Here is a 15,487-nt window from a genome sequence, read left to right as displayed (position 1 = left end):
TGGCGGATGGGGAACAAGGGCCTAAATGAATGGGCAGGGTTAAAGCCGACGAGTTTATTCAAACCATCATGACCAGACCGGCCGAAGACTTTCTCTCCGTCCTCAACGCCCGCAGCCAGGATATTTTCCGGCGGCTGGTGGAGCGCTATCTCGATACCGGCGTGCCGGTGGGCTCGCGCGACCTCTCGCGCCTCCTGCAGGTGGAGCTCTCGCCCGCCTCGGTGCGCAATGTCATGGCAGATCTGGAGGATCTGGGGCTGATCGCGGCGCCGCATACATCGGCCGGTCGCGCGCCCACCCAGCAGGGCCTCAGGTTCTTCGTCGATTCCATGCTCGAGATCGGCACGGTCAATGAAAGTGAGCGCAGCCAGATTGCCCGCCATATCGAAGGCACGGCCGGTCATGCCCAGGTCGAGGATGTCCTTACAGAAGCGTCTTCGCTGCTTTCAGGCCTCAGCCAGGGCGCCGGGGTGGTGATTGCCACCAAGGCAGACATGGTGCTCAAGCATATCGAGTTCGTGCGGCTCGACAGCGCCCGGGCCATGGCCATCATGGTCGGCGAGGATGGTCAAGTGGAAAACCGCATCCTCGACCTGCCACCCGGCTATACCGCCAGCGCACTGCAACAGGCCGGCAATTACCTGGCTCATTACGTGGTCGGCCGAACCCTTTCGGAAGCGCGCCGAGTGCTCAATGAGCGCCGCGCCGAGCAGCGGGCCGAACTGGATGAACTGACCCGGAAGCTGGTCGATGCCGGCATTGCGACCCTGGCCGAACCGGGGGGCAATGATGCGCCGACGGTGATCGTGCGCGGCCGCGCCAATCTTATCAACGATACCATGGCGAGCGACGAATTGATGCGCATGCGCCAGCTGTTCGACGAGCTGGAAAGCAAGGAAGGACTGCTGGATCTGTTGGGTGACGCCGAGCGAGGGCAGGGCGTCCGCATCTTCATTGGCTCGGAGAACAAGCTGTTTTCGCTCTCCGGCTCCTCGGTGATCCTTTCACCTTACAAAGACGCCAATGATCGCATCGTTGGCGTCTTGGGCGTCATCGGACCAACACGGCTCAATTATGCGCGCATCGTGCCGGTGGTGGATTACACCGCCAATGTCATTTCTTCGATGATGGCGCGGAAGCGCGGTAAGGGTTGAATTCGCCCTCGGCTTGGCCGATATGGCGGGCAACAGACTTTTATCCCATACGGAAGACAAGCAGATGAGCGACGAAAACGCCGCCCAGGGCGAAACGCCGGAAACGGAAATCCCGGCGACCGAGATGCCAGAGGTTGATCCCGTCGAAGCGCTGATGGCGGAAAATGCCGAGCTCAAGGATCGGGTTCTGCGCACGCATGCCGAGATGGAAAACCTGCGCAAGCGCACCGAGCGCGATGTGGCCGACACGCGCTCCTATGCCATTGCCGGCTTTGCCCGCGACATGCTGACGGCTACCGACGCACTGAGCCGCGCGCTGATGGTGATTCCAGCCGAGGTGCGAGAAACGGCCGATGGGTCGCTCAAAAGCCTCATCGACGGCATCGAATTGGCCGATCGCGAAATGCAGCGCCTCCTGGCCAAGCATGGCGTGAAGCCCATCGAGGCCGAAGGCCAGAAATTTGATCCGCACAAGCACCAGGCCATGTTCGAGGTGCCCAATCCCGATGTGCCGGAAGGTACGGTGGTGCAGGTCGTGCAGACCGGCTTTGCCATCGGCGACCGCGTGCTGCGCCCGGCCATGGTCGGTGTCGCCAAGGGCGGCGCAGCTGCTGCGCCGGTGGCTCCGGAAGGTGACGATGCCGAGGGTGTCGACAAGAGCGCATGATTTTGCGGCATACCGCCGCCGCCTGCGTTTCACGTGAATCCCCGCGCAAGCGGGGATTCTTATTGGGGGTGGGGGCCTACAATTCCAAATTCTCCCGGCTCATTTCCCGCTGAACTCCCGCCTCACCCATATCTGCCCAGGCCTTGGCCAGCGATCCATTGGCATCGATGGCCCGCGTCGCGTCCTCGATGACCGTGACGTCAAATCCCCCGGCCACCCCGTCCAGCGCCGTCCAGGCGACGCAGAAATCTGTGGCCAGCCCCACCACAAACAGTCGCCCGACGTCCCGCTCGTTGAGATAGCCGGCCAGCCCGGTGGTGGTTTCGCGGTCGGCCTCCTGGAAGCCCGAATAGCTATCGATGGCCCTATTATAGCCCTTGCGGATGATGAGCTGGGCGTGGGGGATGTCGAGATCCTTGCTCAGTTCAGCGCCGTGCGTGCCCCAGACACAGTGATCGGGCCAGAGCACCTGCATGCCATAGTGGAGCGTGATGGTCTCGAAGGGCGCCTTGCCCGCATGCTGGCTGGCAAAAGAAATGTGATCAGCCGGATGCCAGTCCTGGGTCAGCACGACATTCTTGAACTTTTTCGCCAGCCGATTGATCAGCGGCACGATTTCATCCCCGCCGGCGACGGCCAAGCTACCGCCGGGCAGGAAATCATATTGCACATCGACCACGACCAGCACGTCTTCGGGTTGAATGGAAATTGTCATGGCGTGTCTTGCTCCCGGTCTGCCCAATGGGCGCGGATGAGGCCGCGCACGGAATTGCCCAGCCAGATTGCCTCGGCGGCATGGAGATGGGCAAGGGTCAGCACCTGCTCTTCTGCCTTGCCCTGGGCGATCAGCTCGGCCCGCAGCGTGCCGGGCAGCAGGCCCGAGGATAAAGGCGGCGTCAGTAATCTCCCGTCAATCTCGACGAAAAGATTGGTGAAGCTGCCCTCGGTCAGTTCGCTCCGCTCATTGCGGAACACCACTTCATCATGGCCGCGTTCGTCATGGGCACGCTGGCGCGGCGTGTCATAAAAGGCGCGATTCGTGGTCTTGTGCGCCAGCCAGACGCTAGTTGAATCCAGAGCCTCATCGGCAATGGTGAAGCGGAAAATTTTCGGGCTGGGGGGCAAGGGCACGGATGTCAGGTCGAGACCAGCGTCGGAGAGGGTGAGGCGGGCCCGCATCGGCCCGGTCCAGTTCGCTGCCTGGTCCCTGAGATAGGCATCGACCTCCTCCAGCGTCATCGGCAGGCCGAAATAGGCCGCCGAATCATGGAGGCGGTCGAGATGCCGGTCGAGCAGCGCATAGCCGTCTTCAGGCGTCCATTTGAAGGTTTCGATCAGGGTCACCACCGGGGCCGGATCGGAGAGGAATTTCAGTTTCAGCAGCGCCTCCTCATATTCATCTTTCGCCGTTGAATCGGCGACGATGCCGCCACCAATGCCGATCTCGCCATTTCCAGCGGCGTCGATCACGGCGGTGCGAATGGCGACGTTGAAGGCAAAATCGCCATTCGGCGCGATATAGCCGATGGAGCCGGTATAGAGCCCGCGCGGCCCCGCTTCGACCGCATGGATGATCTCCATGGCCCGCATTTTGGGCGCCCCGGTGATCGAGCCGCAGGGGAAGAGGTTTTCCAGGACCTCCACAATGCCGAGATCGGAACGCATCTCTGCCGTGATGCCCGAGGTCATGGTGTGGAGGCTCGGATAGGTCTCCACGCTGAAAAGGTCTGTCACCGCGACCGTACCGGTCCTGGCGATGCGCCCCAGATCATTTCGCAGCAGATCAACGATCATCAGGTTTTCCGCGCGGTTCTTTTCGTCGCTGGCCAAGGCAGCTCGGCCCGCTTCGTCCTCGGCGCGTGTCCGTCCGCGCTTCAGTGTCCCCTTCATGGGCCGCGCCTGCAATCGGCCTGCGCTGCAGGACACGAAGAGTTCGGGAGATCGCGAAAGCACCACATGATCCCCGGCATCGATATAGGCGCCATAGGCTACCTTCTGGCTCCGGGCCAGGATCCGGTAGAGGCCCAGCGGATCGCCCTCGAGGCGGAAACGGGCCTTCATGGTGAGGTTGACTTGATAGGTATCGCCCGCCCCGATGAAACCTTCCACCCGCTCGAAGGCGCGGGCGTAGGCCTCCGGGCCCCATTCAGGCGTGAGCGCCTCGGCGCGGCCGGGATCGGCTTTTTCCAGCATCTCATCGATCTCGGCCCCGGTGGATCGCTGTGGCGTCTCATAGAGCCCGATCCAGAGCAGCGGCGTCGCGCTGTGGGCGGGCAGCAACGGGACCAGCCGCTCCTCGAACAGAAGGCCCAGCTCATAGGATAGGTAGCCGGCGGCCCAGAGACCTTCCCGGCCAGCCGCGGCCAGGCGTTTCAGGGCCGAGCGCGCCTCCTCCGCGCTATATGCGACCAGAATTTCGCGAGGCCGAAAAAAGAGCAGGCACTGGCCGTGCGGATCGAGATTGTCGTGCAGCAGCACGGTGCCGGGCGTGGTCATGGCTTGCTTCTATCGATTATTGCAGATCGGCGAAACGAGACAGCTTGGCGGCGGCATCGGCAAGTGGCAGATAATGGCGGTCCGGGCGCGTCCTGCACCCGGCATGAGGGTTACAATCATGAAGACGTTCCTGCTGGGTGGTCTTGCCACCCTGGCGCTCGTGGCCGGCATTGTGCCTGTCGCGGCACAGACCGTTGAGTTCACGGTCATCAACAACAGTTCCTACGCACTGCACTATTTTTATACCACGCCGAGCAATGAAAACAGCTGGGGCGAGGACCTTCTGGGCGAGACCGGCATTCTCGAAGCGGGCTATCAGGCGACCGCCACCATTGGCGACGGTTCGGACCAGTGTCTCTATGACTTCAAGTTCGTGATGGAAAACGAAGCTGAGCTGATCGAGCCGCAGATCGATATCTGCCAGCTCAACAGCTATACCATCAACGACTGATGCGCCCGGCCGCCCGGCAAGCCGGGTGGCCAACATTACCGGCCACACCGAAAATCTGACGATACGCGCGCTTGAAGCGCGTGTGACACCCCCCTATATACGCCCCGAGGCCCCGCAAGGGGCGATTTTATAACCTACGAGGGACCCCGGCCCCTTTCGGGCCAAAAGGCTGCTTTCTTCGAGAGGGCCTTGCGGCGGGTTCGCTAAGAGAGAGGCAGAGTAAATGGCTAAAGTTATCGGCATTGACCTGGGTACCACCAATAGCTGCGTGGCCGTGATGGACGGCAGCAATCCCAAGGTTATCGAGAATGCAGAGGGCGCGCGCACCACGCCGTCCATGGTCGCCTTTTCCAAGGATGGTGAGCGTCTTGTGGGTCAGCCGGCCAAGCGCCAGGCGGTGACCAATCCCGAAGGCACGCTTTTCGCGGTCAAGCGCCTGATCGGTCGTCGCTATGACGACAAGGTCGTGGCCAAGGACAAGGACCTGGTGCCCTTCAAAATCACCAAGGCCGACAATGGCGACGCCTGGGTGGAAGCCTCGGGCGAGAAATATTCGCCTTCGCAGGTCTCGGCCATGATCCTGCAGAAGATGAAGGAAACCGCCGAGAGCTATCTGGGTGAAACCGTTACCCAGGCCGTGATCACGGTTCCGGCCTATTTCAACGACAGCCAGCGCCAGGCTACCAAGGACGCAGGCAAGATTGCCGGCCTTGAAGTGCTGCGCATCATCAACGAGCCGACTGCGGCAGCGCTTGCCTATGGCCTGGACAAGAAGAACTCGGGCACCATCGCGGTCTATGACCTTGGCGGCGGCACCTTCGACGTCTCCATTCTCGAAATCGGCGACGGCGTCTTCGAGGTGAAGTCGACCAATGGCGACACCTTCCTGGGCGGCGAAGACTTCGACATGCGCCTGGTCGACTACCTAGCCGACGAATTCAAGAAGGAACAGGGCATCGACCTGCGCGGCGACAAGCTGGCATTGCAGCGCCTCAAGGAAGCCGCCGAAAAGGCCAAGATCGAGCTTTCGAGCTCGACCCAGACCGAAATCAACCTGCCCTTCATCACCGCCGATGCGTCCGGTCCCAAACACCTGACGCTCAAGCTTTCGCGCTCCAAGCTCGAATCGCTGGTCGATGACCTCATCACCCGCACCATCGAGCCATGCAAGCAGGCCATGAAGGATGCTGGCGTTTCGGCGTCGCAGATCGACGAAGTCGTGCTGGTCGGCGGCATGAGCCGGATGCCCAAGGTGCAGGAAGCGGTCAAGCAGCTGTTCGGCAAGGAGCCCCATAAGGGCGTCAACCCGGACGAAGTGGTGGCGCTTGGTGCTGCCATTCAGGGCGGCGTGCTGCAGGGCGACGTCAAGGACGTGCTGCTGCTCGACGTGACCCCGCTCTCGCTGGGTATCGAAACCCTGGGTGGCGTCTTCACCCGCCTGATCGATCGCAACACCACCATCCCGACCAAGAAGAGCCAGACCTTCTCGACCGCCGAAGACAACCAGAACGCGGTGACCATCCGCGTCTTCCAGGGCGAGCGTGAGATGGCAGCGGACAACAAGCTGCTGGGCAATTTCGACCTGGCCGGCATTCCCCCCGCGCCGCGCGGCGTGCCGCAGATCGAGGTGACTTTCGATATCGACGCCAATGGCATCGTCAACGTCTCGGCCAAGGACAAGGGCACCGGCAAGGAGCAGCAAATCCGCATCCAGGCCTCCGGTGGTCTTTCGGATGCCGACATCGAGAAGATGGTCAAGGACGCCGAGGCCAATGCCGAGGTCGACAAGAAGAAGCGCGAGGCCGTGGAGGCCCGCAATCAGGGCGAATCGCTGCTGCACTCGACCGAGAAGTCGCTGGCCGATTATGGCGACAAGGTCTCGGCCGAGGACAAGGCTGCCATCGAGACCGCGATTGCCGATCTCAGGGGCGTGCTGGATGGCGACGATGCCGAAGCCATCAAGGAAAAGACCGCGACCCTGGCGGAAGCCTCGATGAAGCTGGGCGAGGCCATGTACAAGGCCAGCCAGGCCGAAGCCGAAGCTAAGGCCAATGGCACCGACGATGATGGCGACGACGACGTGGTCGACGCCGATTTCGAAGAGGTCAAGGACGGCGACGACGACAAGAAGTCGGCGTAAGCGGACTGACTGAATTGAAGGCCCGGTGGCGACGCCGGGCCTTTCTGTTTTTGCAGCATCCTCTGGGTTTCACGTGAATCAGCGGGCATGGTTGATCCACTACCCGCCCCTTGCTAAGACGCGGCGGCCTGCCCATATGCGGGACAAAGTCGCCGGCCCAGCCGGCTTTTGTTCGATTTTCACCGCGACGACCGGACCGGCGCGACCGATAAAGAGAGTTTATCTTGGCCAAACGCGACTTCTACGAGGTGCTCGGCTGCCAGAAGGGTGCCGACGACGCGGCCCTCAAGGGCGCCTATCGCAAGCTCGCCATGCAGTTTCACCCCGATCGCAATCCGGGCAATGCCGAGGCTGAGCACCGGTTCAAGGAAATCAACGAGGCCTATGACACGCTCAAGGACCCGCAGAAGCGTGCGGCCTATGACCGGTTCGGCCATGCCGCCTTCGAAAACGGCGGGCCCCGCACCGGTCCGGGCTTCGGTCCGGAATTTGCTTCCTCCATGTCCGATATCTTCGAGGACATCTTCGGCGACTTCATGGGTGGTGCCGGCAACGGCCGTCGCGGCGGCGGAGCTGCCCGGATGCGCGGCTCGGACCTGCGCTACAATCTTGAGATCAGCCTCGAAGAAAGCTTTGACGGTCGCACCGTCGAGATCGACGTTCCGACACTGGCCGCCTGCGACACCTGCGAGGGCTCGGGCGCCAAGCCGGGCACCGGCACCCATACCTGCCGGCAGTGCAATGGCCATGGCAAGGTGCGCGCGGCACAGGGCTTCTTTACCATCGAGCGCACCTGTCCGGTATGCCAGGGCCGGGGGCAGATGATGGATCAGCCCTGCACCGATTGTGGTGGCCAAGGCCGGCGCCAGCAGAACCGCACCCTCTCGGTCGATGTTCCCAAGGGTATTGAGGACGGCACGCGCATTCGCCTCGCCAATGAGGGCGAAGCGGGCCTGCGCGGCGGCCCGCCGGGTGATCTCTACATCTTCGTCTCGATCAAGCCGCACCAATTGTTCCAGCGCGACGGCGCCGATCTCTATGCCCGCGTGCCCATTTCCATGACCACGGCCGCCCTGGGCGGCGAGTTCGAAGTGCCAACGCTCGACCAGGCGCGGGCCAAGGTGAAGGTTCCCGTTGGCACCCAGCCGGGCCAGCGCGTGCGCTTGAAAGGCAAGGGCATGCCGGTTCTGCGTTCGAAGGATGTCGGCGATCTCTATGTGCAGCTCGATATCGAAACGCCGCAGAACCTGAGCCGCAAGCAGCGCGAACTGCTCGAGGAATTCGCCAGGCTCGAAACCGATGAGACCAGCCCCAATTCGGGTGGCTTCTTCGACAAGCTCAAGAAAATGTTCGAGGCTTGATCGCGAAGAAAAACCGCCCCGGTGGGGCGATTTTTGCGATCAAGCCCACGAAGGCTATGCCTGAGTGGCGGGTAGCTGCCTTAAGGCCACGAGACCCATGGTCGAGTGACACGGATTCTGAGCTCACTCAGGCCCCTTCACTCCCCCGGCAGCACCCGCTCTGCCGTCTGCAACTCGGTGATCAACTCCGCCACCGCATTTTCCGCCGCCACTTCGATATCCTCCAGTGGCGTGCCATAGGGCACTTCAAGGCCCAGGTGCTTACTCGGATCGTCGGCCCAGGCAAAGGACACGAAGCTCTTTTTCGCTGCGATATCGTGCGAAAGGTGGGTGATGATCATTTTCGTGGTCATGGCAGCTTTTCTCCATGCGGCGTGGCATCGGGACCGCAGACTAGCCCCGATGCATTATGGAGGCGAGGTCCTACTCGGTTGGCATCTGGCTCATGTCCATCCAGGTATATTCCCAGACATGACCATCGAGGTCGGCGATGGCGCGGCCATACATGAACCCATAGTCCTGGGGATCGCGCTGTTCCTTGCCGCCGGCCTTGAGCGCCGCATTGGCGATGGCGTCGACGGCCTCGCGGCTGTCGCGCGAGAGGGCATAGAGCGCACCGATCTCGGATTTGGCGTCGGGAATGGGCGTGCCGGAAAATTCCCGGAATTTGTCATGGGTCAGCAGCATGACGAAGATCGCGTCGCTGATGACGATGCAGGACGCCGTCTCGTCGGTGAACTGTGGATTGTGATCGAAGCCGAGCGCCTTGAAATAGGCCATGGAAGCCGGAAGGTCGCGCACCGGCAGATTGACGAAGATCATATTGGCCATTGAGGGTCTCCTGTGTTCTCGGAACCAGCCTAGTGTCACGGCCCGTTCCTGCCAATTGTATTGCACCGACGAGCGGGGCATAGCAGGTTCGACAAAATTGTTTCGGGAGACAGCATGAAGACGGCACTCACCCTTTCGGGGTCCATCCGCAAGGGGTCATACAACCGCATCCTGCAGCAGCATATGGGGCGCCAACTCGCCCAAGCCGGCGTGGCAGTCACCGAAATCGACCTTGGCGACTTCGACATGCCGATCTTCAACGAGGACCTGGAACCCGACCATGTCCCCGAGGCGGCGGGGCGGCTGGCTGCGCTTTGGCGCAGCCATGACATCGTCTTCATCGCCAGTCCCGAATATAATGGCGGCGTACCGCCGCTCCTGGTCAACACGGTGACCTGGCTCAGCCGCCAGAAGCCCAGTCCCTTTCGGCACGCCGTCTTCGGCATTGGCGGGGTCTCTTCAGGAAAGTATGGCACCATATGGTCCTTAAGCCATCTCAGGGATAGTCTGACCAAGGTGGGCACGCTGATCGTGCCGACCCTGCTCGGCATCGGTCCGGCCGAGGCAGCGTTCGACGAGCAGGGCGATCCGACCGAGCCCGCCATCATCCGCAAGGTCGAGCAGATGGTGCATGAACTGACCCATTTCAGCCGAGGCTAGGATTGCGCGCGCTCTACCTCACCCATCCCCAGGTTCGCATGGACGCGGCCGTGCCCGTACCGCTCTGGGGATTGTCGGGGGAGGGCAAGGCGCGGGCCGAGGCCTTTGCCGCGCGTGGCGTCGTGCCGGTGGGAGCCATGGTATTTTCGAGCCGCGAGACCAAGGCGCTGGAACTGGCCGAACTGGTTGCTGTCGCCGCAGGCACACTGATACTTTCCGACCATGACATGGGCGAGAATGATCGTTCCTCGACCGGCTTCCTGCCGCCCTCCTTGTTCGAGGCGCATGCGGACCGGTTCTTCGCCCAGCCGCAGCAGAGCGTGGACGGGTGGGAGCGCGCCATCGATGCGCAGGCCCGCATCGTCTCCACGGTGCGTACCGCCCTGGCTACGGTTCCCGAAGAGGTGCCGGTGATCTTTTGCGGCCATGGTGCCATTGGCACGCTGCTCAAATGCCGCATCGGCAACCGGCGCATTTCCCGCGCCGAGGATCAGAGCCGCATTGGTGTCAGCGGCGGCGGCAATGGCTTTGTCTTCGATTTCACCACGAGGCAATTGCTTACCGACTGGACACCAATGGAGGACATTCCTCCCGGCTGGGCCGAATAGGCTTTACCGCCCGGTCCAGTCTCCGAGCCCGAACAGGTTCACCGCGTCGCCAAAGGCCGCCGTCAGTCCGTCGAGCCGTTCGTTCTCACCCTCGACATGACGCAGGCGCATGGGGCCGGCTAGAGGCGTTTCCGCCACCAGGGCGCGCCCCGTCTCGCTGATGGCGACATTGCGCGCCCGTCGGTCATCGGGGTCGGTCACGACCCGGCAGTGCCCCTTGCGCCGCAGATCGTCTATGGCCTGGCCCAAGGTGGCGGGATGGGCCACCAGCGCCTTGCGCAGAGCGGCAAGGGGGATTTGGGGGCGCTCGGAGATGATGTGCAGCACCGCCAGTTGCAGCGCGGTGATGGCGTGACGGCGCTTCAGATCGGCTTCCAAGGCCTTGATCGCCTGATCGAGCCGCATCCAGGCCACCATGGCCGACAAAGACTTCTGTTGCATGCCCGACCCCAATAGCCCTGGAAATGCGGCTTGATATGCCGTCATACCATCAGCGCGCAACACCATTATGCCAGCATAGCATCGGCATTTCTGCTTGCTCTCCTGCGCGATTCATGGGAGCGGAGAACAAATCAGCATAAGGAGCAAAACTCATGGCTGGCCAGTTGATCGTGGGCCTCGACGTTTCTTCGCGCGCGCGCGCCGAGGAGATTGTGGCGATGCTGGGAGACAGCGTCGACTTCTACAAGATCGGCTATCAGTGCTTTTACGGCGCCGATGGCTACGCGCTGGGCAAGGCGCTGCTGGCGGCCGGCAAGAAGGTGTTCTTCGATCTCAAGCTGCTCGACATCGACAACACGGTCGAAAAGGGCGTTGCCGCCATTGCCGAAACCGGCGCCACCATGCTGACTGTCCATGCCTATCCCAAGGCCATGCGCGCTGCCCAGAAGGCCGCCGAAGGCTCGGGCCTCTGCGTGCTCGGCGTCACGGTGCTCACCTCGATGGACGACAATGACGTCAAAGACGCCGGCTATGCCCGCGACGCGGCGGGGCTGGTGGCCCTGCGCGCCCAGCAGGCGAAGGAAGCCGGCATTGGCGGCGTGGTCGCCTCGGCCCGCGAGGCCGAAATGGTCCGCACCATTGTCGGGCGCCAGATGGCCGTGGTCACCCCCGGCATTCGCCCCGCCGGCGCTGCCCTCGGCGACCAGAAGCGCGCCATGACCCCGAGCGATGCCCTCGCCGCCGGCGCCTCGCACCTGGTCGTCGCCCGCCCGATCATCGCCGCGCCCGACCCGGCAGCAGCGGCAGCGGCGATTTTGGCCGAAATGGCGGGGAAAAGGGTGAGCGTGGCTTAGGCTATCTCGACCGGAAACGGCGTCGGCTGCCAAAGGTGCTCGACCTTCCAGCGCCCGGCCTGCTGCTTTTCACACGCGCGCAGGAGCGCACCTATCCCCTGGCGATCTCGAGCGCGGACAAGGGCGAGAAGACTGGTGTGATAGCTGTGGCGCTCCTGAGCGTCGGGCGCGATGTCGAACAGGCGCTCCGGCAAATGTGGATTTGCTGCCCGCTGCGCGATGGGGTCGTTGGCAAGGTCCCGCGCCAGCAGCGGCTCAGCTTCATCCAATCGGCCTAGAGCCGCCAGCGCGCGCCCGTATCGTCCGTGGTAGCGTGGTAGCGGCAGCGGCCCGAAACGGCGCTGGCTATGCCTGCTGGTTTTTTCGAGAAACTCCTCCAAGGAGTTGATGGTCTTCAGACCCATTTGGAGACAGTCCTCAAGAGCTTCGTCGAAAGCTCCCAGGAACTCTGGCGAGTCAATGAAGGGTAGATCCAGAACCCATTCCCACGAGAATGCAGGCACAGCATGCATCTCCAACAGCGGGTCCACATAGCAGTAAACTCGAGTTACTCTGCGCATGCTCGTCCGGTCAACGAAGATGCCTCGAACAAAATGCTCGATGGGGGACAGCACGATGTTCCGGCCAATCATTGAGAGTTCAGGATGACGCCCCAGAAACGGTCGCGCCCAGCGCTTGACCTCAACGAGGGTGCTCATTGGATTTAATCTCCATCATCACTATTAGGGCACCCGGGTATCGACGGGATAGACGTTGCGCCTGTCGAAGGAGTTGGTTCCCTGCTAGTTCAGCATTGCCGGTCTTGACCTCATAGTCGCAGACAATCTCAGGAGCTTTGGGCGGAACTTCTTCCACAAAATCCAGTCGCGTGGAACCACGCGACCCGTAGGGTACCACTGTGCCGGATTTGTCGAACGAAATCTCTGCACTCAGCCCCTCATACAATCCAGGAAGGACTCGCTTTTCTGCCTCAAATTTTTCCTTCGCCGCATGATGAAACAAGCTTCCGAAAACCCTGGCAGGCAGCGCCGTTGTGTCGACACTCGATAACTCCACGTCAGTCTCGTTGATCCAGCGCAAAACATTTGGGAACTGTTTGCATTGTTGCCTAACTTGCTCGGCCGTCAACGCATCCGCCCGGATGGGTACGACGCCGGTCGCCGCTGATACGGTCCATGTTCGGATCGTCAGGACCGGCTTGTCGCCTTCCCCCATGCCCTGACTGGCAGGTGCTGCCCGTTGCGCTGCATAAAGAGCGAACAGGGCAAGACCGAGAAGATCCAGTCCTGGCGCCCCGTCAGCTATCGGGTTCGGGGACAAGAGGGCCGGCAGCGGATCGAGAAGGGTGTCGGGACGTAGCTCGTCGGTCTCGCCTAACTCGGGAAAAAGATCAGGACTGAAGCGGAAACCGGCACGGGACAGGCTGGAGAAGATCGGCCCTCTCGACGTCCAGGCCGAGCGAAGGACCGGCATCGCTTCATCGCCGACGCGAACGGTTTGCGTGCCACCCTCTGAATCGATCCGCACCGTGGCACCGCTGGCCAGCGTGACGATACGAGCCACAAGGGTTCGCCAAAAGCGCGAGTGGACTTTTGTTCCATCGCGCAGGGTGACGATACTCTCCGCAACACTGCCATCGGGCCGCGTGAGGCTTTCAACGCTTGACCAGAGATCCGCGCTGGTCGCAGCCGGCTGATACGTGTGTTCCAGCGGCTGAAGGGTGTCGGGAACACCCGGGTCGCCGAAATAGGGCTCGGCCCAACAACGGCAATTGGGCTCGCTGCCGGGGTGTCCGCCGGATGGTGGATCGTCCCAGGCGAAAATCTGCCCATGGCGCAGGGCATGCGCAGCGCGGGCGCGGTCATCGCCAAGAGATCGCCACACATAGAAGCGAGTTGGCTTTGCCCGCAGCTTCGCGACCGGCCCGAAGGCCTTCTTTTCCGGCCCAGTCTCCGCAGGCCATCCGGGCCATTGCCCGTAGCGCAGATAGTTTTCAAAGGCGCGGCGGCGCGCGACACCTACCAGTTGCCGTTTGTCGTCGCCATGAGCCATTGATCACTCCCGTTTGTCGCGGGAATGATCTCATGAGGTTCCGTGAGGAGGATAAGTCGGCGGACCGCTAGACGGCCAGTCCATGCTTCTGCGTCAGCTCTTCCAGATCGAGCTGCGGACGCGCGCCGATATGGCTGATCACCTCGGATGCCGCCAGGCACCCGGTCTTTAGTGCAGATTCGATATTCTGGCCGCGGGCGAGGCCGAGCAGGAACCCCGAGGCAAAGAGGTCGCCGGCGCCGGTGGCATCGACGACCTTCTCGACCGGGAAGGCCGGGACCGAGACCACTTCGCCGTTGAACACGGCCATGGCGCCATCGGCGCCCATGGTGATGGCGGCCACTTCGGTGTCCTTGGCGATTTCGCGGACGGCTTCGCCCAGGTCCTCGGTCTGGTAGAGGGACTTGAGCTCATGCACATTGGCGAACACATAGTCGATGGTCTTTGAGCGGATGAGATCAAGGAATTCGGCGCGGTAGCGGTCGACGCAGAACGGATCGCTGAGGGTGAAGGCGGCGGCGCGCTCATGCTTGTGGGCATAGTGCGCGGCCAGCACGAAGGCCTTCTTGGCCTCCACCGGGTCCCACAGGAACCCTTCCATGTAGGTTATGGCCGAGCCGCCGATCTCGTCGGGGTGGATGTCGCGCTCGGTCAGTTCGTGGCAGGCGCCGAGATAGGTGTTCATGGTGCGCTCGCCATCTTCGGACAGGAAGATCATCGAGCGCGCCGTCAGCGCGCCGTTCTTGAGGCGCGAGGTGTTGTAATGGACCCCAATGGCCGTGAGATCGGTCTCGAACACATCGCCCAGCGGATCGTCGGCCACCTTGCCCACAAAGGCGGCACGACCGCCCAGCGAAGCGACGCCGGCGGCGGTATTGGCCGCCGAGCCGCCCGAGATCTGCTGCCGGCCCACCGGCATTTTCCCATAGAGATCTTCTGCCCGATCGGTGTCGATCAGATGCATGATGCCTTCGGTCATGCCCTCGCGTTCGATGAAGCCGGCTTCCACCGGGGCGATGATGTCGACGATCGCGTTGCCGATGGTGAGCACGTCGAAGCGGGTCTGGGTCATGTTCGGGAGGTTCCGGCGTTGCTTAAAAGGCCGTGAGTCGGTTTAGAGCATGATGGCCGAAGGGGCAATTTCTTTTGCCTATGCGGCCGGCCGGGCAATCACAGGCTCGAAATGATCTCGCCGATCAATGCTTCGGTATCCTCGCCAGCGCGGATGGCGATCTGCCCGTCGAGCAGCAATACAGCCAGGCCATGCACCTTTGCCCATGCCGCCAGCGCTCTGATCCGCCCGGATTCGACATCGCCACCTATCGCGTGGCGCAGCGTGTCGAAGGCGGCGTCTGCTGCCATGGACAGGCCGGGGCGCGCCTCCTTCTTGAGCTGGGGCGAGAACATCAAGCGGAACAGGTTCGCGTTCTGCAGCGCAAAGACCACATAGGTTTTGCCCATGGCGGCCATGGCGTTATCGGGGTCGCTCGCCGCGACCGCCTCCATGCGGGCTGCAAAGCGCTGGAACCCGGTGACGGCGAGCGCCTCGAGCAGCGCCGCGCGACTGTCGAAATGCCGATAGGGCGCCGCCGGGGAGACACCCACGGCGCGCGCCAGATCGCGCAGGCCCAGGCCTGCCTCCCCCTGCTTTTCAAGGATGATCAGCCCTGCCTCCAGCAGCGCCTGGCGCAGATTGCCGTGATGATAGGGGCTGTTCGACGATGTTGACATTGCTTATTTATGACCCAATTATGTAGGCAGTGTCAACATGG

Annotated in this window: 17 protein-coding genes; 8 read left to right on the top strand and 9 right to left on the bottom strand. The window is 62.3% G+C overall.

Features of this window, described 5'->3' with window-relative positions; all coding sequences use genetic code 11:
• The first annotated feature begins 68 nt into the window (after window positions 1–68).
• Window positions 69–1,154 (top strand): heat-inducible transcriptional repressor HrcA, encoded by a 1,086-nt coding sequence (gene hrcA / locus ACXYMS_RS14110; protein WP_458907277.1) that lies wholly within the window; start codon window positions 69–71, stop codon window positions 1,152–1,154.
• 22 nt (window positions 1,155–1,176) lie between these two features.
• Window positions 1,177–1,821 carry a nucleotide exchange factor GrpE gene (gene grpE, locus ACXYMS_RS14105; RefSeq protein ID WP_458907275.1) on the top strand — a complete coding sequence of 215 codons (645 nt, stop codon included), beginning with the start codon at window positions 1,177–1,179 and terminating at the stop codon, window positions 1,819–1,821.
• 76 nt (window positions 1,822–1,897) lie between these two features.
• On the opposite strand, the gene pncA is transcribed toward grpE, so the two are convergent.
• Together pncA and ACXYMS_RS14095 are read right to left on the bottom strand one after the other, a co-directional pair.
• Complete coding sequence (gene pncA, locus ACXYMS_RS14100; RefSeq protein WP_458907273.1) at window positions 1,898–2,536, bottom strand: bifunctional nicotinamidase/pyrazinamidase; 639 nt, start codon at window positions 2,534–2,536, stop codon at window positions 1,898–1,900.
• Window positions 2,533–4,317 carry an aminodeoxychorismate synthase component I gene (locus ACXYMS_RS14095; RefSeq protein ID WP_458907271.1) on the bottom strand — a complete coding sequence of 595 codons (1,785 nt, stop codon included), beginning with the start codon at window positions 4,315–4,317 and terminating at the stop codon, window positions 2,533–2,535. Before ACXYMS_RS14095 ends, pncA begins: the two co-directional genes overlap by 4 nt.
• 118 nt (window positions 4,318–4,435) lie before the next feature.
• Here ACXYMS_RS14095 and ACXYMS_RS14090 point away from each other — a divergent pair, with 118 nt between their 5' ends.
• The 3 genes from ACXYMS_RS14090 to dnaJ all read left to right on the top strand — a co-directional run bounded on the left by ACXYMS_RS14090 (window position 4,436) and on the right by dnaJ (window position 8,269).
• The gene (locus ACXYMS_RS14090; RefSeq protein WP_458907269.1) at window positions 4,436–4,768 is read left to right on the top strand and encodes a hypothetical protein; all 333 of its coding nucleotides are present in this window, start codon (window positions 4,436–4,438) and stop codon (window positions 4,766–4,768) included.
• Window positions 4,769–4,991: 223 nt separating this feature from the next.
• Window positions 4,992–6,908: a molecular chaperone DnaK gene (gene dnaK, locus ACXYMS_RS14085; protein WP_458907267.1), complete on the top strand. Its 1,917-nt coding sequence runs from the start codon at window positions 4,992–4,994 to the stop codon at window positions 6,906–6,908.
• A 224-nt stretch (window positions 6,909–7,132) separates the two neighbouring features.
• A complete protein-coding gene (gene dnaJ, locus ACXYMS_RS14080) occupies window positions 7,133–8,269 on the top strand; it encodes a molecular chaperone DnaJ (protein WP_458907265.1) in 1,137 nt (378 codons plus the stop codon).
• A gap of 137 nt (window positions 8,270–8,406) precedes the next feature.
• Here dnaJ and ACXYMS_RS14075 read toward each other — a convergent pair whose 3' ends face one another.
• Together ACXYMS_RS14075 and ACXYMS_RS14070 are read right to left on the bottom strand one after the other, a co-directional pair.
• Window positions 8,407–8,622 (bottom strand): hypothetical protein, encoded by a 216-nt coding sequence (locus ACXYMS_RS14075; RefSeq protein ID WP_458907264.1) that lies wholly within the window; start codon window positions 8,620–8,622, stop codon window positions 8,407–8,409.
• A gap of 70 nt (window positions 8,623–8,692) precedes the next feature.
• A complete protein-coding gene (locus ACXYMS_RS14070) occupies window positions 8,693–9,100 on the bottom strand; it encodes a VOC family protein (protein ID WP_458907263.1) in 408 nt (135 codons plus the stop codon).
• Between the two features lie 114 nt (window positions 9,101–9,214).
• Here ACXYMS_RS14070 and ACXYMS_RS14065 point away from each other — a divergent pair, with 114 nt between their 5' ends.
• Both ACXYMS_RS14065 and ACXYMS_RS14060 read left to right on the top strand, forming a co-directional pair.
• Window positions 9,215–9,760 (top strand): NADPH-dependent FMN reductase, encoded by a 546-nt coding sequence (locus ACXYMS_RS14065; RefSeq protein WP_458907261.1) that lies wholly within the window; start codon window positions 9,215–9,217, stop codon window positions 9,758–9,760.
• A gap of 2 nt (window positions 9,761–9,762) precedes the next feature.
• Entirely contained in the window at window positions 9,763–10,368 is a 606-nt protein-coding gene (locus ACXYMS_RS14060; RefSeq protein ID WP_458907259.1) for a histidine phosphatase family protein, read from the top strand.
• A gap of 3 nt (window positions 10,369–10,371) precedes the next feature.
• Here the strand turns inward: ACXYMS_RS14060 and ACXYMS_RS14055 are convergent, their stop codons facing one another.
• Window positions 10,372–10,809 (bottom strand): MarR family winged helix-turn-helix transcriptional regulator, encoded by a 438-nt coding sequence (locus tag ACXYMS_RS14055; protein WP_458907257.1) that lies wholly within the window; start codon window positions 10,807–10,809, stop codon window positions 10,372–10,374.
• 152 nt (window positions 10,810–10,961) lie between these two features.
• On the opposite strand from ACXYMS_RS14055, the gene pyrF reads away from it, so the two are divergent.
• Complete coding sequence (gene pyrF, locus ACXYMS_RS14050; protein WP_458907255.1) at window positions 10,962–11,663, top strand: orotidine-5'-phosphate decarboxylase; 702 nt, start codon at window positions 10,962–10,964, stop codon at window positions 11,661–11,663.
• Here the strand turns inward: pyrF and ACXYMS_RS14045 are convergent.
• The 4 genes from ACXYMS_RS14045 to ACXYMS_RS14030 form a co-directional block, all read right to left on the bottom strand.
• The gene (locus ACXYMS_RS14045) at window positions 11,660–12,361 is read right to left on the bottom strand and encodes a hypothetical protein (RefSeq protein ID WP_458907253.1); all 702 of its coding nucleotides are present in this window, start codon (window positions 12,359–12,361) and stop codon (window positions 11,660–11,662) included. The two genes, pyrF and ACXYMS_RS14045, sit on opposite strands and share 4 nt — an antisense overlap.
• Window positions 12,345–13,715 carry a phage minor head protein gene (locus ACXYMS_RS14040; protein ID WP_458907251.1) on the bottom strand — a complete coding sequence of 457 codons (1,371 nt, stop codon included), beginning with the start codon at window positions 13,713–13,715 and terminating at the stop codon, window positions 12,345–12,347. Before ACXYMS_RS14040 ends, ACXYMS_RS14045 begins: the two co-directional genes overlap by 17 nt.
• Before the next feature lie 67 nt (window positions 13,716–13,782).
• Complete coding sequence (locus ACXYMS_RS14035; RefSeq protein ID WP_458907249.1) at window positions 13,783–14,787, bottom strand: adenosine kinase; 1,005 nt, start codon at window positions 14,785–14,787, stop codon at window positions 13,783–13,785.
• A 98-nt stretch (window positions 14,788–14,885) separates the two neighbouring features.
• On the bottom strand, window positions 14,886–15,446 hold the full coding sequence (locus ACXYMS_RS14030) for a TetR/AcrR family transcriptional regulator (RefSeq protein WP_458907247.1): 561 nt from the start codon (window positions 15,444–15,446) through the stop codon (window positions 14,886–14,888).
• Window positions 15,447–15,487 lie beyond the last annotated feature (41 nt).

The organism is Devosia sp. CAU 1758 (genome assembly GCF_054482695.1).
The sequence above is the reverse complement of the archived record's forward strand: the minus strand, read 5'-3'. Positions and strand labels throughout refer to the sequence as shown.